Below are 21,399 nucleotides of genomic sequence, written 5' to 3'. Positions count from 1 at the left end.
CTCTAGAAGGCGTTGACGTGGAGATCGGCATGGTGCCGGTTGATCCACGTGAGGTGTAAGGCCGGGTCAGCCGCGATGATCGGTGTGATCGGGACGAAAATATCGCCCCCGTATTCGAACGGCGCTGCGCTTAGGCGCACATTCGTCTTATCGACGACCGCGATACGCCTGCCGATCGTAAACGACTCGTTGTGACCGCGTACGCCGATTCGCACGCCATTCCGCTCGAAGACGAGCAAACCGTTGAATACGCGCGTCATGTCGACGGCGTCCACGAAGAGCACGCCGGCGCGAACGAACGCAACGGATGGCCTCGACGAGATCGGTCTGCCGTCCAGCGTCAGGCTTACACGTGTGTCGGCAGCACGAACGGCTGGGCCCGCGAACACGACGATCGCAGCCAGCAGTACCGCGGTCGCAGCTCTATACAGCCCCGACCATCTCTTTCGTGTGCCACGCGATATTCTGCGCACGATCGCCAACCCGTTCCAAGACTGCGAGCGAGAACAACAGGAGGGTGCCTGCGCGGACGACGCCCGGATCAGCTTGCATCTCTTGCTGCAGCTTCTCGATGCCGCGATGGTAGAGCAGATCGACTTGATCGTCGCGCGCGATGACCGCGTCGGCAAGCTCGACCGAGCGGTCGGTGAAAGCGCGCATCGCATCGACGACCATCTGACGAGCTTCGTGACCCATGCGCCCGATCTCAACGTGTGCGGGACGTATCGGCGCGTCGATCAGCTTCACCGCGTTCTTACTGATGTCGACCGCATAGTCACCGATTCGCTCCAAGTCGACGTTGATCTGCAGCATTGCCGCAACCTGACGCAGCTCGCCGGCCAACGGCTGCTGTTTCCACATCAACTCGATGCACTCGGATTCGATCTGGCGGCGCAACGTATCGATCTCGTCATCGCCCGCGATGACGCGAGCTGCAAGATCGACGTCGCGCTCCTCGAGTGCCGACACCGCAGAGTGCAGGGCGTCACTTGCAAGCGCAGCCAGCCGGACGCAGTCCAGGCGCGCATTCTCTAGGGCTTCATGATAAGCGGTTCGCATGCCGAGAGTGAGTATAGCACTCCGGGCAGGGCACCGCATCCATGCGGGCGCAAGCCCGACCCCGTGTATCAAACGCTTATCGTCGAATCGACCGCCGGCGTCGCGGTCATTACCCTCAACCGGCCCAGCGTTCTCAACGCACTATCGTCGGCGCTGCTTGGCGAGCTCTCCGACGCACTGACGACGATCGACGGCAATCGCAACGTGCGCGCAGTCGTCATTACCGGCTCCGGAGAGAAGGCTTTTGCGGCCGGCGCCGACATCGCAGAGTTCAAGACGATTGACGGCGCTGTTGCCGGCGCGGCGTTCGCGCGGCGCGGCCAAGCAATTTTTTCCAGAATTGCGGAGATGCGCGTCCCCGTCGTTGCAGCCGTCAACGGTTTCGCACTCGGCGGCGGATGCGAGCTGGCGCTCGCGTGCGATTTTCGGATCGCAAGTGAAAACGCGCGCTTCGGCCAGCCGGAGGTTAATCTCGGACTCGTCCCCGGATACGGCGGAACGCAGCGTTTGATACGGATCTGCGGCATCGGCGCCGCAATGTACCTCTGCCTTAGCGGCGAGATGATTGATGCGAACGACGCCTTGCGCTTCGGTCTCGTTCAGAAAGTCGTGCCGCTCGCGGAGCTCCTCGAAGAAGCCAAGCGCATCGGCGGCGTCATCGCGGCGAAAGCCCCGCTGGCCATCGAAGCCGCAAAGCGCGCGATCGTCGCCGGCGCCGTCGTGCCTCTCGCGGAAGGGATCGAGATCGAAGCGTTGCACTTCGGCGCGATGACGACGACGGCTGATTTCGCGGAAGGCACGACCGCGTTTCTCGAAAAGCGTAAAGCCGCGTTCACGGGGGCGTAGAGACGATGCGTGCAGTCGTCCTCGATAAAAAAGGTGATGCCGATATCCTTCGCGTCTCGGACGGCGTCCCGATTGCCGAACCGCAAGGTGAGGAAGTCCGCGTCCGCATTCGTGCTTTCGGAATCAATCGCGCAGACGTACTACAGCGGCGCGGCCTCTATCCGGCGCCGCCCGACGCGATCGATCCTCGCATTCCCGGCCTTGAATATGCGGGCCAGATCGATGCGCTCGGTCCGCGCGCGCGCGAACGTAAGGTCGGCGATCGCGTTTGCGGCATAACCGGCGCGGGCGCCTACGCCGAGCAGCTCATCGTGCACGAGCGCGCCACGGTACGTGCACCCGAAGGTATGCCGTTCGAATCGGTCGCCGCGATCCCCGAAGCTTTCATGACAGCGTGGGACGCGCTTGAACAAGGCGGTTTCGTTCCGGGCGGATCCGTCGTCATTCACGCAATCGGAAGCGGCGTGGGTACCGCGGCCGCTCAATTAGTTGCAGCGGCGGGCGGCATTGCAATTGGAACGTCGCGGACGCGCGACAAACTTGATCGCGCGCGTGAATTCGGGATGAGCGACGGAACCTTGCTCGGCGATGAATGGGATCAGCTAGCACGCGCACGGACGAACGGCGCAGGCGTAGACGTCATTTTGGATTTCATCGGTCCGTCGACGTACGAACACAACATCTCGGCTATTCGCATCGGTGGGCGTATCGTGCAAATCGGAACGCTTGCGGGTGCGAAGAGCGAGATCGACATCGGCCTCTTCCACCGCAAGCGCGTCGCCTGGATCGGGACGATGCTTCGCGCCCGCCCAGTCGAGGAAAAGATCGCTCTGGCGCGACGCTTCGAGCGGCTCGTCATCCCGCAATTCGAAAGTGGGAAGCTACGGCCGGTGGTCGATACCGTTTTCGACTTTGATCAAATCGCCGAGTCGCATCGTCTGATGGAATCCGACAGGACGTTCGGCAAGATCATCGTTCGCGTCTAAAACGCTTTCGCGGCGCGCGCCATGTCGCGCTGGATGAGCGGATTAAATCCGATCCATTTCGCATGCTCTTTACCGTCGCGGCCGATCACGATCATCGTTGGGAAGACGGACACGCCGAAGGCGTCGGCCGCTTTCATATTCGGGTCGAAAGCGACGCGCCGCATCTTCACGCTTCGTGCGTAGTGCGCCGCTACCGATTCCGCTTCACCGGCGTCGACGCTATAGACAAGTGCCTCCGGATGCGTTGCCTTATACTCCTCGATCAGCGGGATCGACATCTTGCACGGCTCGCACCATGAGGCCCAAAAGTCAAGAAAGACGACCTTTCCCTGGGCCTTCGCTAAATTGAAGCTGCCGCCGCCCTCCAGCGGCAGAGTGAGCGCGGGTGCCGGGACCGGGACGAACGACGGTCCGAAAAAGCGCGGCGCAATCAGAAATTGCCAGACGGCCAGAGCGATCAGCACGATCGCGGCGATGTCCGCGATCCTCGCGAAGCGGCGGTTCACGCACGGGGTTTCGAGGAGGACCGGGAGTTTCCGGCGCAGAGCACGCATATCACCCCAGGAATGACGACGATGGCGAAACCGGCAACCGTCACGCTCGACGCGCGCACGATTCCAACGGCACAACGCAGCTCGTATATTCTCGAAGCTTTCGACCGGCTTCCGATCGGCGGCGTTCTCGAGTTGTCCGAGGAGAGTGATCCTCGCGCGCTCCGTAACGAGTTTGCGCAGTACCGTCCCGGGAAATTTGCGTGGGACGCGCGGAATCTCGGCTCGGGTCATTGGACGGTTCGTCTGGAGCGCATCGACGAGCGTGCCGACGTCGAGACGTTTCTGTCACACTGCCCGCCGTTTGGCGCCGCCAAAGCCGAAACGATCCGCCAGCTCGCCGCAGTCGCAACCGAGCGGCGCTACAAGCACGGCGAGACCGTATTTGATGAAGGCGAAAAGTGGCCGTATCTCGGCTTCGTACGAGAAGGCAAGATCGTTCTGACGCTGCTCTCGGCCGACGGAAAAACGCAGGCGCTCGGAGAGCGGCTTGTATTCGATCCGCTCAACGAAACCGGCGTTTTCGACGGCGGCGGAGCGACGACTCGCACCGAAGCACTCACCGACGCGACGCTCGTCCTCGTTCCGAGTGAGGCCGTGCAAAGCGCAGTTCGAACCGACAACGAGCTTGCGCTCGGGTTCTTGGCGGCAGCTTCGCAAGCTCGGCGCCGCTCGATCGACACGATCGCCGACCTCGCGTTCGCGCACGTGCTGCAGCGCGTCGCCAAATTCTTGCTCTCCTATGCGCCGAACACCGCCGGGATGGCGAGTGGCCTGCCCGGCGTCGAAAATCTTTCGCAAGCGCAGATCGCTGCCGCAGCCGGCACGGTGCGCGATATGGCGGCCCGTGCGTTGCTTCGCTTGAAAAATTCGAAAGCGGTCGAACTCGATCGTGGGCGCGTGCGTGCGCTCGACCGAGATCGACTCTCGGCCTTCGCACACAACGTCCAAGCTCCGCCGGTTTAACTGATCTAGACTTCGTTTAGCTCCGCCGTCTCGACCATGACGTGGGTCTTCTCGATATCTTCGGGTGCTTGCGCGTCGAAGGCAGCCCGTTTGCTCTGCGCCGCGGCTTCCGTAATCGAAGCCGATTGCGGCGTCACCGGGCGAGAACCGAGCGCGTCTTGTCCTTTTCGAACTTGCGCGAGCGCAACCGATAAGCGGTTCTGCAGATCTCCGAGAACCGTCGTAGCGTACTGATCCGCGCCCTCGCGGACTTTCTTCGCGCGCTCCTCGGCGTCGCGCAGAACGGTCTCCGCGGTCGCGCGCGCTTGCTGAACGATCTCATGGTTGTCGACCATCTGCGCGTGATGCTCGCTGGCTTCACTGACGATCTCTTGCGCGCGCTCTTGTGCTTCACGCAGCATACGATCTTTGTCTTTCGCGATCATTTTCGCGCGACCGACTTCCTCGGGGAGCGTCGCGCGCATCTTCTCAATGAGCTCGAGAATGCGTTCCTCGCTCAGGATACGCCGCCGGAACGGGAGCACGGTGCCTTCCCGAACGTAGGCTTCGAGTCGATCGATCACGCGGTAAATGGACATGCGGCCTCCTTAGCGGTGTAGACTGGTTTTTCGCGCATTCATCGTGCGCAAGACGGGTTCGGGAACGTACCCACTCACGTCGCCGCCGAGAAAGAACACTTCTTTGATCAAGCTCGATGAGACAAAGCTATATTTGGCATCCGACATCAAGAACATCGTGTCGACGCCGGAAAGCGAGCGATTCATCAACGCCGTCGAGAGCTCCGATTCAAAATCGGAGACGACCCGCAAGCCCTTGATGATCACGTCCGCGCCGATTTGTTTGACGAAATCGGCAAGCAGCCCGCGGAAATCCATCACTTCGATGTTCGGCATCGAGGCTGCGCACTCGCGAAGCATGGCCTGACGCTCTTCGAGCGTGAAGAGCGGCTCGCGCTTCTGCGGATTGACGACGACCGCGACGGTCAGACGATCGAAGACCGCTGCGGAGCGGCGAATCACGTCAAGGTGACCGTTCGTGAGCGGATCGAACGAGCCGGGATAGACCGCGTGCGAGCCGCCGTTCACGAGTTTGCCTCAGGTTTGAGGAACGCGATGACCACGTCCCCGTAGCGCTCTTCGCGGGTAACTTCAAAGCCGGGCGTCTCGGGTGAGGAGTGTCCGCTGTGTTCGAACACGACAACCGCCTCCTCTGAGAACAAGTCGCGCGTACGCAGCGTTCCGAGCGGCTGCGCCGGGAAACCCATCTCGTAAGGCGGGTCGGCAAAGACCAGATCGTACTTGCGCTCGAGCCGCGTTACGGCGCGCTCGGCGCGCATGGTCAATATCTCGACTTGCTTCTCGACGCCGAGCTCGCCGGAAGCCTCACGCAAGAGATCGGCGACCCCGGGATTCGATTCGACGAACGTTACGAAGCTCGCACCCCGCGAGAGCGCCTCGAAACCGAGCGCACCGCTTCCCGCAAACAGGTCGAGTACGACGGCATCTTCCGAGCGCGTCGATAATATCGCGAAGAGCGACTCTTTGACGCGCGCCGGAGTCGGCCGAACGCCGCGTTTGGGGACGTTAGGCAACCGGCGGCTGCGTAACGTTCCTCCGGTTAGTCGCAAGAGCACTCACTCCAAACGGAGCGGCTGCGCACTAACATCTCGGGTTTATGTCTTCGGCATCGCCTCCAGGCGACCTGGCATGCCCGCTTCGTCGGCTGCGTCGACCAATTCGAGCAGATCGAGCGGCTGATCGATCACTGCCGACGGCGCCGGAATATGACTCGGGTACGACACGCCCGAATGCTCGTGGTACCAAATTCCCTCGAATCCGCAATCGATGCTGCCACGCACGTCGCTCGCGGGGTTGTCGCCCACATACCAAATGCAGGCATCCGTCGGGAACGTATCCGCAAGCAGCGCGAACGCCTCGGGCGCCGGCTTTGCAAATCCAATCGCATCGCTGACGAGGACCGTCCCATTGTAGCGAATCGCTTCCGCTTTCTTTTCTTGAAGCGGGCTCCAGCCATTCGTGAGGATCGCGTGCGGTATCCCGCGCGAATCCAAGCCGGCGAAGAGCTCGTTGACTCCCGGCAGCGCGACGACGTGATGGGGTACGAGCGCCAAACAAATCTCGCGGAATCGCTCGCCGATGCCCTTTGTTTTGTTATCTTTGCGGATCGAATGTACGAAGCTCGAGATCATGTGATCGAGATCGAGGCGGCCCGAGCGCATCTCTTGCAGCAGCGTGTCGATCTGCGCGAGACGCGCGATGTCGTTCGCACCGACGACGACGCCCAACTCTTTTGCCAAGTCGATCATGGCCGTGCGTTCGAGCTTGTTGTCGATTGCCAGCGTATGATCGAGATCGAATCCGATCGCGATTCTCATTGGAAAGGCGCTCCGGCCCCAGGCCTACGCGCCGCCCACGCTACGCAGCGACGATTTTTACGCCGGCCTCGCAACAACATCACGATGATATCAGCATCGCTCTGGCGGCGGGCATCGTCTCGACCAAACTGCGTAACGCACGGTGCTCCGGGCGCTCCAAAGCCGGATCGCCGGCGACAATACGGTCAGCCTCACACTTGGCTTCGAGGTACACAGAGAAATCTTGCACGAGGTCCCCAAAGGTTCCGCTCCCGGTGCCGGCTTGTTGAGTCCCTGCCATGTCCCCGGCCCGTCGCAGACGCAAGTCTTCTTCAGCGATCCTAAAGCCGTCCTCGGTCTGGGTGAGAATCTCCAGGCGCCGCGTCTCAGAAACATCGTCAGGTGCCACAAGGACGCAAAACGATTTCGCCACCCCGCGCCCGACCCGGCCTCGAAGCTGATGGAGCTGGGCCAATCCGTAGCGATGTGCGTCGAGGACGACCATAACCGAGGCGTTCGGGACGTCGACGCCGACCTCGACGACCGTCGTCGCGATCAGAACGTCGGTCTCACCCCGGGAAAAGCGGCCCATAGCTGCATCTTTCTCGCGCGGCGGCATTCGGCCGTGGAGCACGTCGACCCGGAGCCCCGCCAAATCTTCGCCGCTGACGCGCTTTGCCTCGTCCAGCGCAGCGACCCGTGGCGCGTTCTCAAAACCGGAGGCTTCGATAGCCGGCGCTACGACGTAAGCTTGTTGTCCGCGTCCGACATTTTTCCGGACGAACTCGTACGCGACAGGTTTGCGGCTCTCACGAATCACGTAGGTCGAAATCGGGGTGCGTCCGGGCGGAAGCTCGTCTATGACCGAGAGATCGAGATCCGCGTAGCGCGTTTGCGCCAGCGTGCGCGGAATCGGCGTCGCGGTCATATGCAGCGTGTGCGGGATTGAACCCGTGGCTTTGGCGCGCAACGCGGCGCGATGTTCGACGCCGAAGCGATGCTGCTCGTCGATGATGACCAAACCCAAGCGCTTGAACGAAACGCTTTCCGTCAGTAGCGCGTGCGTGCCGATTGCGAGCAACGCCTCACCGCTCGCGATGAGGTCGTTCGCATTCCTGCGAGCCGGAGCCGACAAGCTGCCGAACACGGCTTCGACCGTCACGCCGAACGGCAACAACAATGGTGCGAGCTTCTGCGCGTGCTGTGCCGCCAGAATTTCCGTCGGAGCCATCAACGCGCTTTGAATGCCGATCGATGCCGCCGCTACGATTGCGGCAGCCGCAACCAGCGTCTTGCCGGACCCGACATCCCCTTGCACTAAGCGATTCATGGCGTGTGGCTCGCGCATGTCGGTGAGAATTTGTGCGATGACGCTGCGCTGGGCGCCCGTCAACCGGAACGGAAGTGATTCTTCAAAACGCTCGAACAGCTCGGGCGGCACGTGGATGGGGATTGCGTTGCCTTCACGTTTTCGTTCGGCGCGAACGAGCGCCGCTGCCAGCGCGATTGCAAAGAACTCCTCGTAGATGATGCGGCGGCGCGCGGGTGCAATGTCGCTCGGCGCTTTCGGTACGTGAATGTCGTGCCACGCCTTCCGCGCGGTGATCAATCGGTGTGCGCGGACGATGTCGTCGGGGAGCCGCTCTTCAACGCTCTCGAGCAAGCGCGAAAGATTGCGCGAGATGATCGAACGGAGCATACGCGTCGGAACGTCCTTCGTCGCGGGATAGACCGGGACGATCTCACCGCTGAACGTCGCGTCAGCGTCCAGCACGCGATGGTGCATGACGTTGAGCTCGATCGTTACTGCGCCCCGACGGCGCTTTGCGGCGACACGTCCGTGCACGAACAGCCGCATCCCGGGCCGGATTTTGCCGTCTAGTCCGCGCCTTCCGTACCATACGGCACGGAGCGAGCCACTCTCGTCACGCAGCTCGGCGCTCGTTATCGCGATGCGCGCACGAACGTCGCGAACGCTCGTGACTTCTGCGACCACGATTTCTTCCGCCGGCTCATCCGAGCGCAACGCGTCGGCAGCGATCGCCGCAAGCGAACGCGGTTCGCGCCAATCCTTATAGTCGCGAGGGATGTGCGCGAGCAGATCGCGCGGCCCCTCGAGACCCATCTCGCGCAGCGCTCGCGCCTTCGCAGGCCCGACGCCGGCGAGCCCTTCGAGCGTCTCGGACTTCAGCGTGCTCGTCGCTGAAATTCTGCGCCGATCTCGTCGAGCGTGACGCCTTCCTCCGCCAAAAGCACGAGCGTGTGAAAAATGAGATCGGCGGCTTCCCAGACGATTTCGTCACGCGCTTTGTTCTTCGCGGCGATCACCAGCTCGGTCGCTTCCTCGCCGATCTTCTTTCCGATGCGGTCGACGCCGCCGTCGAACAGCTTTGCGACATAACTTTGCGAAACATCCGCGCCGCGCCGGGATTCGATCGTACGCTCGAGATGTTCGATCGCTCGCATGAAGGCGCCGGCATTCTCTTGGCCGGCTGCGGAAAATACGGGATCTCCAAAACACGAGTCGGCGCCCGTATGACAGGCCGGACCCTGCGGAACGACACGATACATCAAAGCGTCGCCGTCGCAGTCGGCAACAATCTCGACGACGTCTTGCGTGTGTCCGGATTCCTCTCCCTTGCGCCACAAGCGTTTGCGCGAGCGCGACCATAAGTGCGTCTGCTTGGTTGCAATCGTTTTCTCGAGGGCTTCCCGGTTCGCATATGCGAGCGTCAGCAAGCGGTTACTATGTGCGTCGACGATGCTGACCGGTACGAGACCGGATGCGTCGAACTTGATCTCCTCAACGTTCATGTTGCTGTGACCGGTACCGGCCGGAGGTGCAGCCCGCGTTCGGATAGCTCGCGTTTGAGATCGCCGATGCCTAAGATTGCGTAGTGAAAGAGCGACGCCGCAAGCGCCGCATCCGCGTGCGCCTGCTCGAAGACGTCGATGAAATCTTGCACGCTTCCGGCGCCGCCCGACGCGATGACCGGGACGCCGACGGCCTCGTGTACCGCCTTCGTTAGCGCAAGATCGTAGCCGGCACGCGTCCCGTCGCCGTCCATGCTCGTGAGCAAGATCTCGCCGGCACCGCGCTGCGCCGCTTCGCGCGCCCACTCGATTGCGTCCCGTCCTGCCGGAGTTCGTCCGCCGTCGACGACGACTTCCCACGAATCGTCTTTCCGTCGCGCGTCGATTGCGACGATGACGCACTGACTTCCGAATTCGGCGGCGGCTGCGGCGATTAAGTCCGGCTTGCGCACGGCGGCGCTGTTCATCGAGATCTTGTCGCAGCCGCTCCGCAGCAAATCGCGCGCATCCTCGATCCCGTTGATGCCGCCGCCGACCGCAAAAGGGATCGTCAGCTCGGCAGCCACAGCCGCGACAACCGAGCGCGTCGCACGCCGGCCTTCGACCGTTGCGGTGATGTCGAGAAACACGAGCTCGTCGGCGCCCGCGTCTTCGTAAGCGCGTGCGAGCGCAACCGGATCGCCGGCGTCGACCAAATCGACGAACCGGACGCCTTTAACGACGCGTCCGTCTTTGATGTCCAAACAAGGTATGATTCGCCGCGCAATCACGGTCGGCTGGCTTCGGCGAGCGTTCGCGTTTGCCCGCCGGAGTCGATGATTCCGTCGAAGCGCATTGCAAGCAGCGCCAAATCATCGCCGACATCACCCGCGCTGCGCTGCCGGACCGCCTCGATCAACGCGTCGCATATGGCCTGCGGTTCGTTCGGCGCTTGCGCGATCATTTGCGCTGCGCCGTCCGAGCCGAGCATATCTCCCGTTTCATCGCGCGATTCGGTCAACCCGTCGGTCGCAAGCAATACGATATCGCCGGCCGCGAGCGTGACCGCCGATTCGACGTAAACCGAGTCGCTCTCCAGCCCCACGATCGGACCGCCGACGTCGAGGATGCGCGCCGCGTTGCCATGCCGCAAGAACGCCGGCTCACCTCCGGCACTGACGTAGTCGAAGCGGCCGGTGCGCGCGTCCAACACGCCCAAGAAAGCGACTGCAAACATCGACGGGTCGCTGACCGTGTGCGCAAAGAGCCGATTGAATTCGGTCATGACGCGATCGGGACGTCCATATGTTTGCAAGAGCGCGCGAATCGAGTACTTACAGAACGCGGTGTTCACGACTGCGTCAACGCCTTTGCCGCTCATGTCCGCAATCATGATCGCGCCCCGATCGTCGGGAAGCTGCCACGCCGCAAATAAATCGCCACCGACCTCGGCTTCGCTCGTCGCGGAAACGTACGCAGTTCCGACCGTCGATCCCGGAATTGGTTGCCATCCAACGCCCAGCGCAGCTTGCAAATGCCCTGCGATCGAATGCTGCCGCTCGAGCGCCGCCGAGGTTGAGTGCTGCGCGAGCGCGAGATACAGAACGCCGAGCGAGACGATGAGAACGAAACCAACCGCGAACTCGACAGTTCGGCTGATGTTCGACTCGAGTGAGGCTGCGACTTGATCGTTCTTGGCCGCAATCTCATCGCGCAATGCGGCGGCTTCGCGCCGAATTCGATCGTCGAGAATCTTGCCGTACGATTCCAGGCGCGCGACGTTGCCCGGAGCGGGATTGCGTATCAACGCTTCGGCGACGCCGCTGCGCCATTCCCGATGCCACTCGAGAATGAGCGCCAGATGCGCGCGTGCTTCGCTCAAGTCGCTTTCACCCAGCCTCTGATGGAGGGTGCGTCCGAGTTCTTCGAACGGATCGGTGCGCGTCGAAAGATAGGGATCCAAAAATGCCGAGCTCTTGGAGATCAGATAACCGCGCAGCGAAGTCTCTTCGTCGAGCTGCATGCGAACGAGCTGATCGGCCCGCTCTTGGACGCCGAACAACAGTCTCTGCTCTTGCGCCGATTCGCGCAATTGCCGCGCAGCAACGAGGCCCGCGACCAGCGCGATCACAGACACCACGAAGATCAGACTTGCAAGCAGTACCGCGCCGCCCGTTCCAATTCGCGAGAACCGGGGCGAAACGCGACGGGGTTCAGATATCATTTGGAGGCGACGCCCAGAGTCGAACTGGGGAATGGAGCTTTTGCAGAGCTCTGCCTTACCACTTGGCTACGTCGCCACCTGGGCATCGGTGGGCTGGGCACGCTTGAGCATGGGCACGTTTTGGAGCGGGTACCGAGAATCGAACTCGGACGTTCAGCTTGGGAAGCTAACAGGCTACCATTACATCACACCCGCCCGGCGGGCTGAGCCTCGTTCGTGAGGCCCCCCTAGCCGTCCTGTGCTTGACACTGTGATGGCTCCTGTGATTGGATGCAAAAGCAATGTTGGCAACGGCATCGTTTTATGCGTACTACTTTTACTGGGTGGAGTCGCCGCTCGGCTGAGTTGGTACGCGCATTAAAACGATCGCTGAATTAAGCGAAAGCGCGAACCCCTCGCCGAAGCGGCGGGGGGTTTCTTCTTTATAAGTGGGATGGGAGACACGATGATCGGAGCATTCGAAGGTATCGACGGGGCGCACTCACAGCTGGCGCTCGAAGCGTACTTTCGCGCGCGGTTGGGCGCCGAAGAGGCGACCACGCTCGGGGCGCCGAGCTTTCGTGCTGCAGCCGTCGCCGTTTCGGCCGGACGTGCCGATGTCGGCATCGTTCCGATCGATAACGCGATCGCCGGGACCGTGCGTGACGGCTACGATCTGCTGCTCGAGTTCGACCTCGTCCCCGTCGCCGAGATCGTCTGGCGCATGGATCACCGTCTTCTCGGTGCACCGGGAACGACGATCGAGGACGTGCGTGAAATTCTCGCCCATCCGCTCGTTATCGCGGAATGCGGAAAATTTCTGGCAAGCCTCCCGCACGCACGAACGGTCCCCTGCGAAGACACCGGCATCGCCGCCCGCGAGGTTGCGCGCGCCGGTAACGCCGGAATCGCAGCCATTGCGCCGCCAAGCGCGGCCGTACGCTACGGACTCGTCGAGCTCGCACCACGGGTCGCCGACCATCCCGAAAATTTCACGCGTTTCATCGTCTTCCGTTCGCGAGAGAGCAGTCACCCTGCACTCGGAGTCGATGAAAGTGACGGACCACGCAAAACGTCGCTTCTTCTCATTACGTCGAACGCTGCCGGCTCGCTATCGCGATGTCTGGGCGTCATTGCTGCGGCTGGGATCAGTGTCGGAAAATTGGAATCGAAGCCGACGCTTGGCCGCCCGCAAGAAGCCGAGTTCTATCTTGACATCGACGGGGATCTGCTCGATCCACAGCATGCAGGCGCGCTCGCGGAGTTGCGAGCAGCGGCACTCGATCTACGGATCATCGGAAGCTATCGCGCAAATGCGCATGTCGCCGCCGTAGCGGCCGGAATCGCAGCGCCGCCTATCCCGTCCCTACGCGACATGCTGCCCAAAACGGCGTTCGTACCACAGAAACCGAAAACGAGCTCCGCTTCATCGAGCACGCCGCGTGCGGCCCGTGATTCGCGTCCGACCGGAACGCGCGTACGTGTCGGCAACGTCGACATCGGCGACGGGATGTTCGCGATCATCGCCGGCCCGTGCTCGGTTGAGTCACGTCAGCAGGTTCTCGAAACAGCGCACGCCGTGCACGAAGCCGGCGCCGTCATGCTGCGCGGCGGCGCATTCAAGCCGCGCACCAATCCGTACGCCTTTCAAGGGCTAGGATGGGAAGGCGTCACGCACCTGTGCGAGGCCGGCCGCGCGACCGGCATGCCAACCGTCAGCGAAGTGATGAGCATCGATCAGGTCGACCGGATGGCCGCGCAAGTCGACGTCCTGCAGATCGGTGCGCGCAACATGCAAAACTTTGATCTGCTCAAAGCCGTCGGCCGTACCGGCAAGCCGGTGCTGCTCAAGCGTGGCCTCTCCGCGACTATCGAAGAGCTGATCGCCGCAGCCGAATACATTCTGGCTGAAGGCAATCCGAACGTGATGCTGTGCGAGCGTGGGATTCGCACCTTCGAAACGGCGACGCGCAACACGCTCGACCTCTCGGCGATTCCGGTACTGCGCGAAAAAACACATCTGCCGGTCCTCGTCGATCCTTCGCACGGCGTCGGCGTTCGCCGCTGGATTGCCTCGATGTGCCGCGCCGCGAAAGCGGCGGGAGCGCACGGCTTGATTCTCGAGGTACATCCGAACCCGCCCGAAGCGCTCAGCGATAAGGATCAAGCCCTCACGTTCGAAGACTTTCGCGAGATCGTGGCGGAGCTCGACCGCGTTCCGATCTTCGACTCGGCACGCGCCGGTCAGGCGACACTCAAGACGTGAGCGATCTTGCCGTCGCGCCGGCGGCGGCTGCGCTGCGCGGCCGTCTCACGGTTCCGGGCGACAAATCGATCGCGCATCGCGCGCTCTTGTTCGCCGCGCTTGCGAGCGGCCCAAGCCGTATCACGGGTCTCCCAAGCGGCCACGACGTGCGCTCGACACGACGCTGTCTCGAAGCTCTCGGCATTACGATCGCTGACTGCATCGAGGACGTCGTCGTCGAAGGACGCGGAGGCGCATTCACGCAGCCGCCCACTGCCCTCGATTGCGGAAACTCGGGGACGACAATGCGCCTTCTCTCGGGCATTCTCTCAACCAAGGATCTCGACGTTACGCTCGACGGCGATGAGTCGTTGCGTAAACGCCCGATGCGACGGATTGCGACGCCGCTTACCGAGATGGGTGCGACGATCGAGCTTGCCGAGGGCCTTCACGCGCCGATTCGCGTGCGTGGGACGTCACGACTGCAAGGCTTCAACTATGAACTTACGGTCAATAGCGCGCAGGTCAAGGGCGCGCTTATTTTTGCCGCGCTCAACGCCAACGGCCCAACGATTTTGCGCGGCGCACTGCGCAGTCGCGATCACAGCGAACGCATGCTGCCTGCATTCGGCGGGACGATCACCTCACGTGAGGGGACGCTTCAGATCGAAGGACGACAGCATCTCCGCGCCTCGCCCCAGGTGCTGACGATCCCGGGAGATATCTCGAGCGCCGCCTACTGGATTGCGTCCGCTACGATCGTACCGAACAGCCGCGTCGAGATCGCTGGCGTTGGTCTGAATCCGACACGTCTGGGTTTCGTCGACGTTCTGCGCCGCATGGGTGCGTCGATTACGCTTACGCATCACGGCGCGGCAGCCGAACCTATCGGGACGATCGTTTCCGAGTACGCTCCGCTACGCGCTACCGTCGTTGAGGGCACCGAAGTGCCCGACCTCGTCGATGAATTGCCGCTGCTTGCGATCGTTGCATCGTTCGCCGAAGGGACGACGCACGTTCGCGGCGCTGAAGAGCTCCGCTACAAAGAATCGGATCGCATCGACGCGATCGTTCGAGGCGGCCGCGCCATCGGGATGCAGATCGAGCCGCATGCCGACGGATTCTCGGTTACGGGCCCGGCTTCGTTGCACGGCGGAACGGTCGACGCGATGCGCGATCATCGAATAGCCATGGCATTCGCGATCGCGGGGCTCGGCACGCCGGCGCCGATCGCGATATCGGGTGCCGACTCGGTTGCAATTTCGTATCCGGACTTTTTTTCTACGTTGGATTCGCTGCGTGGCTGAGTATCGCGCCGCAGTGATCGGCCACCCGATCGGACATTCGCTCTCTCCCGCGCTGTTCGCAGAGTTCGCGCGCGTTGCGGAGATCGATCTCGAGTATGAGGCGGTCGACGTCCATCCGGACGCGCTGGCCGGATCGCTCGCCGTTTGGCGTGACGACGCGCAATTCGTCGGGTGCAACGTCACGATGCCGCACAAAGAACGCATTGTCGAATTGCTCGAGGGATGGACGGACGCTGCGCGCGCAACGGCCGCAGTCAACGTGGTGCGCCGCGACGGCGCGGGCTTCATCGGCGACAACACCGACGTCGCCGGGATCGGGGCCACGTTCGACTCTGCCCGATTCGAGGTGCGAGGAATCGATGCGGTGGTTTTCGGTGCAGGCGGAGGCGCACGTGCAGTCGCGACCGTTCTCGGCGATCGCGGTGCGGCAACCGTGACAGTCGTTGCCCGCACGCTCGCGCGCGCACGCGCACTGTGTGGGGATGCCTCGAAGCGGACGCCCGAAACGTCGTTCACCGCGCTCGACATGAATGCTGAGCTTCCGAGCGCGGAACTCTACGTCAATGCGACGCCGCTCGGGCAAGCGGGACAACCGGCGCGCGATTTGCTCCCTGCAAATGCGCCGGCGTCGTCGCTGGCTTTCGATCTTGTCTATCGTCCAGCTACGACGCCGTTCCTCGCGCATGCCCGAATGAAAGGAATGAAGGCGGTCGGCGGGTTTACGATGCTGTTGGAACAAGCGCTTGCGACATTCGAGGGTTGGTTCGGTTTTCGTCCGCAGCTCGACAGCGCGTCACGCATCCGTCTCGAGAAGCTCGCGGCATGAGCCTACGTTATTTGACGGCCGGCGAATCGCACGGCCAAGCGTTGCTCGGGATCATCGAAGGGATTCCCGCCGGAATCGAGCTCGATGCCGAATATCTGCACGCACAGGCGAGACGCCGCAAGCTCGGCTACGGTCGCGGAAACCGTCAGAACATCGAAACGGACGAGATCCGAATACTGGCCGGCGTTCGTTTCGGGAAAACGCTCGGCAGTCCGATCGGTCTGGTCATAGACAATCGCGATTGGCGTTCGTGGTCTGAGATCATGTCGGTCGCAGAACCGGAGGACGAGAGTATTCGCGCCCGGCGCGTCGTCAGCGTTCCGCGACCCGGGCATGCCGACCGGGTTGGTGGGATCAAATACGCACACGACGACATGCGCAACGTTCTCGAACGTGCGAGCGCGCGCGAAACGGCTGCGCGGGTTGCACTGGGGAGTGTTGCGCGACGGTTCCTCGAGTGCATCGGCATCCAAATCCAAAGCCGCGTCGTGCAAATCGGCGAGGCCGTCGATACGTCGCCGTGGAGCGACGTCGATACCGAAAAGATCGACGCATCGCCTGTCCGCGCGCTGGACGCCGCGGCCGCGGAGCGCATGATCGAAGTGATCGAAGCAGCCAAACGGGCCGGCGACACACTCGGCGGCGTGATCGAAGCCGTCGCGCACAACGTCCCGGTCGGACTCGGCTCGTACGTGCAGTGGGATCGCCGTCTCGAGGCCGAGATCGGTAAAGCATTTCTTTCGCTCAACGCGATCAAGGGTGTTGAAGTCGGGCTGGGCTTTGACTTGGCGCGAACGCCGGGAACCAGCGCGCATGACGCGTTCTATCCCGGTAAGGGCGACGGCTCTCGAACGTCGTACCGCACGAACCGTTCCGGCGGCATCGACGGCGGAATGACGACGGGGCAACCGATCGTCGTTCGCGCCGCGATGAAGCCGCTTGCAACCTTGATGAAACCGCTCGATTCCGTCGACCTGGGGACGGGCGAGCCAACACAAGCGCACATCGAGCGCAGCGACGTTTGTGCGGTACCGGCAGCGGCGGTAATCGGTGAATCCCTGCTGGCGCTGGTCCTCGCTTCTTCCGTGCTCGAAAAATTCGGTGGCGATACCATCGACGAAGTCGTCGACCGCGTCCGCGCGTGGGACGCAATCGCGCGTGCCCGGTAGCATCTTCCTCTGCGGGCTCTCGGGTAGCGGAAAATCGACGGTTGCGCCCCTCGTAGCACAGCTGCGCGGCTTCACCGCACTCGACACCGACGCGATGATCGTGGCTGACGCGCGAATGACGATTGCCGAGATCTTTTCGCACGAGGGTGAGGGCGGGTTTCGCGAGCGTGAAGCGTATGCGGTCAAATCGGCCTGCGCACACTCGCATTCGGTCGTGGCGCTCGGTGGCGGCGCACTCGAACGCGATGACTCGTTCGAGGCCGTGAGCGCGGCCGGGATGCTCGTCTTTCTCGACGCACCCGATGAGGTTCTCGCCGCACGCCTCGAGCCTCCCAGCGGCGAAGTACGTCCGCTACTTGCCCAGCCCGATGCGCTTTCGCGCATGCGCGCGCGCCGAATCGCGCGCTTTGAACGCGCCGCCTTGCGAATTGATACGAGCACGCTAACACCCGGCGATATTTCTCGTGTCATCCTGAGCGTGGTCGAAGCGTGAAGGTTACGGTTCCGCTGAAAGGACGTCCGTACCACGTCGTTATCCGCGACGGGGCTCTGCACGATCTCGTGCGACTGACCGGCGCGCCGCGTGGAACGCGGGTCGCGGTCGTCGGCGATCGCCGTCTTACGAAGACGCTGCATCAACTGACGCGAGCGTTCGAAGCATACGGAAACCCGGCCACAACGATTGCGGTCGCGGCAGAGGAACGTCTCAAATCATTGCGCAGCGTCGAGCCGTTGTACGGAAAGCTCCTGCGTGCCGGCCTCGACCGTCGTTCCACGATCGTCGGCGTCGGCGGTGGAACGATCGGCGATGCGATCGGGTTCGTCGCGGCGACGTATCTCCGCGGCGTGCGATTTATCTCGGTTCCGACGACGCTGCTGGCTGGAGTCGATTCGTCGATCGGCGGGAAGACCGGTTTGAACCACGATCTCGGCAAGAATCTAATCGGCGTCGTCGCGCAACCCGATCTCGTCGTCATCGATCCGAGCATCTTGCGCGGACTCGACCGGCGCGATCGCATCTCGGGACTCGGAGAAATCGTCAAAACCGCTTTGATCGCTGATGCGCGCCTCTATCGTACGCTGCTAACCGCATGGAAGGACGTCGTAGCGCTGCGCGAGCCGCTCACGACTCGCATCATCGCGCGCTGCGTCGCGATCAAAGCCCGCGTCGTCGCGTCGGACGAACGCGAGCGTACCGGCATACGCCAACAACTCAATTTTGGCCACACGGTTGCGCATGCAGTGGAGAACGTTGCCGGTTACGGAACGCTGCGGCACGGCGAAGCAGTTATCGTCGGCATGCGCGCCGCAGTTGCGCTTTCGGCCGCCCGTGGCCACCTCCGCGAAGTCGATGCTCTAGCGATCGAGAAACTCTTGCAAGCGATTCCCGTCCCGGATACGTGGCAACGTTATTCGGCCCGCTCGATCGCGGCAGCCGCCAGACACGATAAGAAGCGCGGCGCGAACGGAGTTCGATTCGTCTTGCTCAGCAAGATCGGAGGGACGATCGGCGACGATGGCGTCTCGCAGGGTGAGCTGCTGGGGGCCCTTCGAGGCATTGGATTTCCATCATGAAGATTTTGGTCATCAATGGACCAAATCTTAACCTTTTGGGCGAGCGCGAGCCCGATGTCTATGGAAGGTTGACGCTCGACGAGCTGGAGCGCCGCGTGCGCGAACGCGCGAGCCAGCTTGGCTTCGAGGTCCGCTTTTATCAGTCGAATCATGAAGGGCGATTGATCGACTACTTGCACCGCATGCGTACTTGGGCGGACGGCATCGTCATCAATCCGGGGGCTTTGACGCACTATTCCTACGCAATTCGCGATGCAATCGCGGCCGTCGCGAAGCCGACGGTCGAAGTACATCTCTCCGACATCCATCGGCGCGAGCCGTTCCGCGCGACCTCCGTCATCGCCGATGTCTGCGACGCGCAAATTTCCGGCCTCGGTCTCGATTCGTACCTGCAAGCTCTGGAACGACTCGCCGCGAAAACTGCGGGGTGAGGGGGCCTCTACTTCGCGCGGCCGGCTTGTTCGCCGGCCTAATGCTGCTTGCGAATTTGGCGCTGGGTGCCGAAGGCGCTCCGCTGTTCGTTTCACCTGCGTCGCCGGTTGCAATCATGTCCGCAGCGCGCGGCTTCAACATTGCGAACATCGATCCGACCTGCAAACCATGTCAGGATTTTTTCCGATACGCGATGGGGGGATGGCGCGCCAACAATCCGATTCCGCCGACGGCAAGCCGGTGGTCGGTTCTCGATCAGCTGCGCAATACGAATCGCGCAGCACTGCACGACTTGCTCGAGAACGTTTCGCGCGACGCCTGGCCGCACGGCTCCGCCGGCCAGAAAGCCGGTGACTACTACACGTCGTGCATGAACGTGCGCGAGCGCGACTTGGCGGGCCTGGGCCCGATACAAGTCTACATTCACAGTATTCGCGCGATCAAAGATCTTTCCGACGTACGCCTGCAGACCGCCGTCTTGCAGAACCTCGGCGCGAAGGCGTTTTTCTTTGCCGGATCAGAAGGAGACCCGCGCGACGAGCAGCGCACGATCGCGTTCATTGCACAAGGCGGCCTCGGACTACCCGATCGCGATCTGTACTTTGCGGCGGATGCACGCGCGGATCTGATTCGCGCCGACTATGTCGCGCACATGGCGCGCGACTTTCATCTTCTCGGCGACGACCTCGCGACGAGCTACGCAGAAGCGCACGCGGTCATCGCGGTCGAGATCGAGCTCGCGCGCGGATCGCGGACGCGGGCCGCACTTCGCGACCGCACCGCGAACTACCACAAGATGACACTGTCGGACGCGCAAACGCTGCTGCCGAGCTTCGACCTCTCCGTGTACTTCCGCGACCGAATGGCTCCGAACGTCGATATGGTCGACGTATCGCAGCCCGACTATTTCCGTAATCTGGATACGGTGCTCCGCAACACGCCGCTGACGGAGCTGCGCGCCTATTTACTGTACCGGTTGATCGAGCGCGCCGCGCCCGCACTCTCGATGCCTTTTGCGGACGAGGCCGATTCCTTCGAAGCCTCGCTGGTTGGCCGGCACGAACAACAACCCCTGTGGTACCGGTGCGTTCGCTCCGTCGACACCGACTTGAGCGACGCGCTCGGTCAGCTCTACATCGAGCGCGAGTTTTCGCCCGAAACGCGTGTTGCGGCTCGCCGCCTGATCGCCACGATACAAACGACCTTTCGCGATAACCTGAGCACGCTTTCGTGGATGAGCGGTGCGACGCGGCGTGAAGCGCTCGACAAGCTTGACGCGATTAGCGATCACGTCGGTTATCCCGAAGCTTGGCGCAACTACGACACGCTGACTGTTGACCGCGGTACCTTCCTCGACAACTCGATCCGCGTATCGCTGTATCGGGCGCGCAACACGTTCTCGCATCTCGGCCGAAACATGAGCAGCGAATTCTGGTCGATGTCGGCTCCGACCGTCAACGCGTCATATAGCGCGGCCTACAACGACATCACGTTTCCCGCCGGCCTCTTGCAGTCGCCCTTCTTCTCGACGCATTTCGATGACGCGACCAACTACGGCGCGCTGGGTGTGATCGTCGCGCACGAGCTGACGCACGCCTTTGACGACGAAGGCCGGCGCAGCGATGCGCAAGGCAATCTGCGCGATTGGTGGCAGGCCGCCGACTCGGCCGCATGGTCGCTTCGCGCGAATTGCATCGCACGCGAATACCGCGGCATGCACGAGAACGACAAGCTGATCGTCGGCGAAGCGCTCGCGGATCTCGGCGGGGCCGAGATTGCATATGATACGCTGGAACGTTCCCTGGCCGGCAAACCGCGCGCGAAAATCGACGGCTGGACGCCGGAACAGCGTTTCTTTCTCGCATTTGCGCAGACATACGCGACGTTCGAACGGCCTGAGCGAATGCGCCTCGACGAGCTGATCGATCCCCATCCCGATGGGCGCGACCGGGTCCTCGGGACGCTGTTCAACATGCCGCAGTTTGCGGCAGCCTTCGGCTGTCACCGGCGCGACCCGATGTACAAGCCTCCGGCTCAGCGGTGCGCACTGTGGTGAGGGCGAACGCC

The 21,399-nt window shown here is 62.5% G+C and carries 22 protein-coding genes and 2 tRNA genes; 11 read left to right on the top strand and 13 right to left on the bottom strand.

Annotated features, from left to right (window positions below):
• Window positions 1-2 precede the first annotated feature (2 nt).
• Window positions 3-389 (bottom strand): hypothetical protein, encoded by a 387-nt coding sequence (locus VGG22_16425; GenBank protein ID HEY1729955.1) that lies wholly within the window; start codon window positions 387-389, stop codon window positions 3-5.
• 34 nt (window positions 390-423) lie between these two features.
• A complete protein-coding gene (gene phoU / locus VGG22_16420) occupies window positions 424-1,059 on the bottom strand; it encodes a phosphate signaling complex protein PhoU (protein ID HEY1729954.1) in 636 nt (211 codons plus the stop codon).
• A 63-nt stretch (window positions 1,060-1,122) separates the two neighbouring features.
• Here phoU and VGG22_16415 point away from each other — a divergent pair, with 63 nt between their 5' ends.
• Window positions 1,123-1,905, top strand: a complete 783-nt coding sequence (locus VGG22_16415) for an enoyl-CoA hydratase-related protein (protein HEY1729953.1) — start codon at window positions 1,123-1,125, stop codon at window positions 1,903-1,905.
• A gap of 5 nt (window positions 1,906-1,910) precedes the next feature.
• Window positions 1,911-2,891 (top strand): NAD(P)H-quinone oxidoreductase, encoded by a 981-nt coding sequence (locus VGG22_16410; GenBank protein ID HEY1729952.1) that lies wholly within the window; start codon window positions 1,911-1,913, stop codon window positions 2,889-2,891.
• Here the strand turns inward: VGG22_16410 and VGG22_16405 are convergent.
• The gene (locus tag VGG22_16405) at window positions 2,888-3,397 is read right to left on the bottom strand and encodes a TlpA family protein disulfide reductase (protein HEY1729951.1); all 510 of its coding nucleotides are present in this window, start codon (window positions 3,395-3,397) and stop codon (window positions 2,888-2,890) included. The genes VGG22_16410 and VGG22_16405 overlap by 4 nt on opposite strands.
• A 69-nt stretch (window positions 3,398-3,466) precedes the next feature.
• Here VGG22_16405 and VGG22_16400 point away from each other — a divergent pair, with 69 nt between their 5' ends.
• On the top strand, window positions 3,467-4,408 hold the full coding sequence (locus VGG22_16400; GenBank protein ID HEY1729950.1) for a DUF2249 domain-containing protein: 942 nt from the start codon (window positions 3,467-3,469) through the stop codon (window positions 4,406-4,408).
• A 5-nt stretch (window positions 4,409-4,413) separates the two neighbouring features.
• Here the strand turns inward: VGG22_16400 and VGG22_16395 are convergent, their stop codons facing one another.
• From VGG22_16395 to VGG22_16350, 10 genes are all read right to left on the bottom strand, one after another.
• The gene (locus VGG22_16395; GenBank protein HEY1729949.1) at window positions 4,414-4,986 is read right to left on the bottom strand and encodes a hypothetical protein; all 573 of its coding nucleotides are present in this window, start codon (window positions 4,984-4,986) and stop codon (window positions 4,414-4,416) included.
• A gap of 9 nt (window positions 4,987-4,995) precedes the next feature.
• Window positions 4,996-5,493 (bottom strand): pantetheine-phosphate adenylyltransferase, encoded by a 498-nt coding sequence (gene coaD, locus VGG22_16390; GenBank protein ID HEY1729948.1) that lies wholly within the window; start codon window positions 5,491-5,493, stop codon window positions 4,996-4,998.
• Window positions 5,490-6,035: a 16S rRNA (guanine(966)-N(2))-methyltransferase RsmD gene (rsmD, locus tag VGG22_16385; GenBank protein ID HEY1729947.1), complete on the bottom strand. Its 546-nt coding sequence runs from the start codon at window positions 6,033-6,035 to the stop codon at window positions 5,490-5,492. The genes coaD and rsmD overlap by 4 nt, the downstream gene beginning before the upstream one ends.
• A 45-nt stretch (window positions 6,036-6,080) precedes the next feature.
• Window positions 6,081-6,803, bottom strand: coding sequence for an HAD family hydrolase (locus tag VGG22_16380; protein HEY1729946.1), 723 nt, complete (start codon window positions 6,801-6,803; stop codon window positions 6,081-6,083).
• Between the two features lie 79 nt (window positions 6,804-6,882).
• A complete protein-coding gene (recG, locus tag VGG22_16375) occupies window positions 6,883-8,973 on the bottom strand; it encodes an ATP-dependent DNA helicase RecG (protein HEY1729945.1) in 2,091 nt (696 codons plus the stop codon).
• Window positions 8,970-9,596, bottom strand: coding sequence for a bifunctional phosphoribosyl-AMP cyclohydrolase/phosphoribosyl-ATP diphosphatase HisIE (gene hisIE, locus VGG22_16370; GenBank protein HEY1729944.1), 627 nt, complete (start codon window positions 9,594-9,596; stop codon window positions 8,970-8,972). Before hisIE ends, recG begins: the two co-directional genes overlap by 4 nt.
• Window positions 9,593-10,366 (bottom strand): imidazole glycerol phosphate synthase subunit HisF, encoded by a 774-nt coding sequence (gene hisF, locus VGG22_16365; GenBank protein HEY1729943.1) that lies wholly within the window; start codon window positions 10,364-10,366, stop codon window positions 9,593-9,595. Before hisF ends, hisIE begins: the two co-directional genes overlap by 4 nt.
• Complete coding sequence (locus tag VGG22_16360) at window positions 10,363-11,799, bottom strand: SpoIIE family protein phosphatase (GenBank protein HEY1729942.1); 1,437 nt, start codon at window positions 11,797-11,799, stop codon at window positions 10,363-10,365. The genes hisF and VGG22_16360 overlap by 4 nt, the downstream gene beginning before the upstream one ends.
• Before the next feature lies 1 nt (window position 11,800).
• Window positions 11,801-11,875, bottom strand: a tRNA-Cys gene (locus tag VGG22_16355).
• Window positions 11,876-11,920: 45 nt separating this feature from the next.
• A tRNA-Gly gene (locus VGG22_16350) sits at window positions 11,921-11,994 on the bottom strand.
• Window positions 11,995-12,244: 250 nt separating this feature from the next.
• On the opposite strand from VGG22_16350, the gene aroF reads away from it, so the two are divergent.
• From aroF to VGG22_16310, 8 genes are read left to right on the top strand one after another with little or no spacing between them, the layout of a single operon-like run.
• A complete protein-coding gene (aroF, locus tag VGG22_16345) occupies window positions 12,245-14,044 on the top strand; it encodes a 3-deoxy-7-phosphoheptulonate synthase (GenBank protein HEY1729941.1) in 1,800 nt (599 codons plus the stop codon).
• Entirely contained in the window at window positions 14,041-15,330 is a 1,290-nt protein-coding gene (gene aroA / locus VGG22_16340; protein ID HEY1729940.1) for a 3-phosphoshikimate 1-carboxyvinyltransferase, read from the top strand. Before aroF ends, aroA begins: the two co-directional genes overlap by 4 nt.
• Window positions 15,323-16,156: a shikimate dehydrogenase gene (locus tag VGG22_16335; protein ID HEY1729939.1), complete on the top strand. Its 834-nt coding sequence runs from the start codon at window positions 15,323-15,325 to the stop codon at window positions 16,154-16,156. Before aroA ends, VGG22_16335 begins: the two co-directional genes overlap by 8 nt.
• Window positions 16,153-17,325: a chorismate synthase gene (gene aroC / locus VGG22_16330; protein ID HEY1729938.1), complete on the top strand. Its 1,173-nt coding sequence runs from the start codon at window positions 16,153-16,155 to the stop codon at window positions 17,323-17,325. Before VGG22_16335 ends, aroC begins: the two co-directional genes overlap by 4 nt.
• Window positions 17,315-17,818, top strand: a complete 504-nt coding sequence (locus tag VGG22_16325; protein ID HEY1729937.1) for a shikimate kinase — start codon at window positions 17,315-17,317, stop codon at window positions 17,816-17,818. The genes aroC and VGG22_16325 overlap by 11 nt, the downstream gene beginning before the upstream one ends.
• Window positions 17,815-18,900: a 3-dehydroquinate synthase gene (aroB, locus tag VGG22_16320; GenBank protein ID HEY1729936.1), complete on the top strand. Its 1,086-nt coding sequence runs from the start codon at window positions 17,815-17,817 to the stop codon at window positions 18,898-18,900. Before VGG22_16325 ends, aroB begins: the two co-directional genes overlap by 4 nt.
• Window positions 18,897-19,331, top strand: a complete 435-nt coding sequence (gene aroQ, locus VGG22_16315; GenBank protein ID HEY1729935.1) for a type II 3-dehydroquinate dehydratase — start codon at window positions 18,897-18,899, stop codon at window positions 19,329-19,331. Before aroB ends, aroQ begins: the two co-directional genes overlap by 4 nt.
• Window positions 19,328-21,388 (top strand): M13 family metallopeptidase, encoded by a 2,061-nt coding sequence (locus VGG22_16310; protein HEY1729934.1) that lies wholly within the window; start codon window positions 19,328-19,330, stop codon window positions 21,386-21,388. The genes aroQ and VGG22_16310 overlap by 4 nt, the downstream gene beginning before the upstream one ends.
• Window positions 21,389-21,399 lie beyond the last annotated feature (11 nt).

This window comes from Candidatus Baltobacteraceae bacterium, assembly GCA_036489885.1.
Taxonomy (GTDB): domain Bacteria; phylum Vulcanimicrobiota; class Vulcanimicrobiia; order Vulcanimicrobiales; family Vulcanimicrobiaceae; genus JAFAMS01.
The sequence above is the reverse complement of the archived record's forward strand: the minus strand, read 5'-3'. Positions and strand labels throughout refer to the sequence as shown.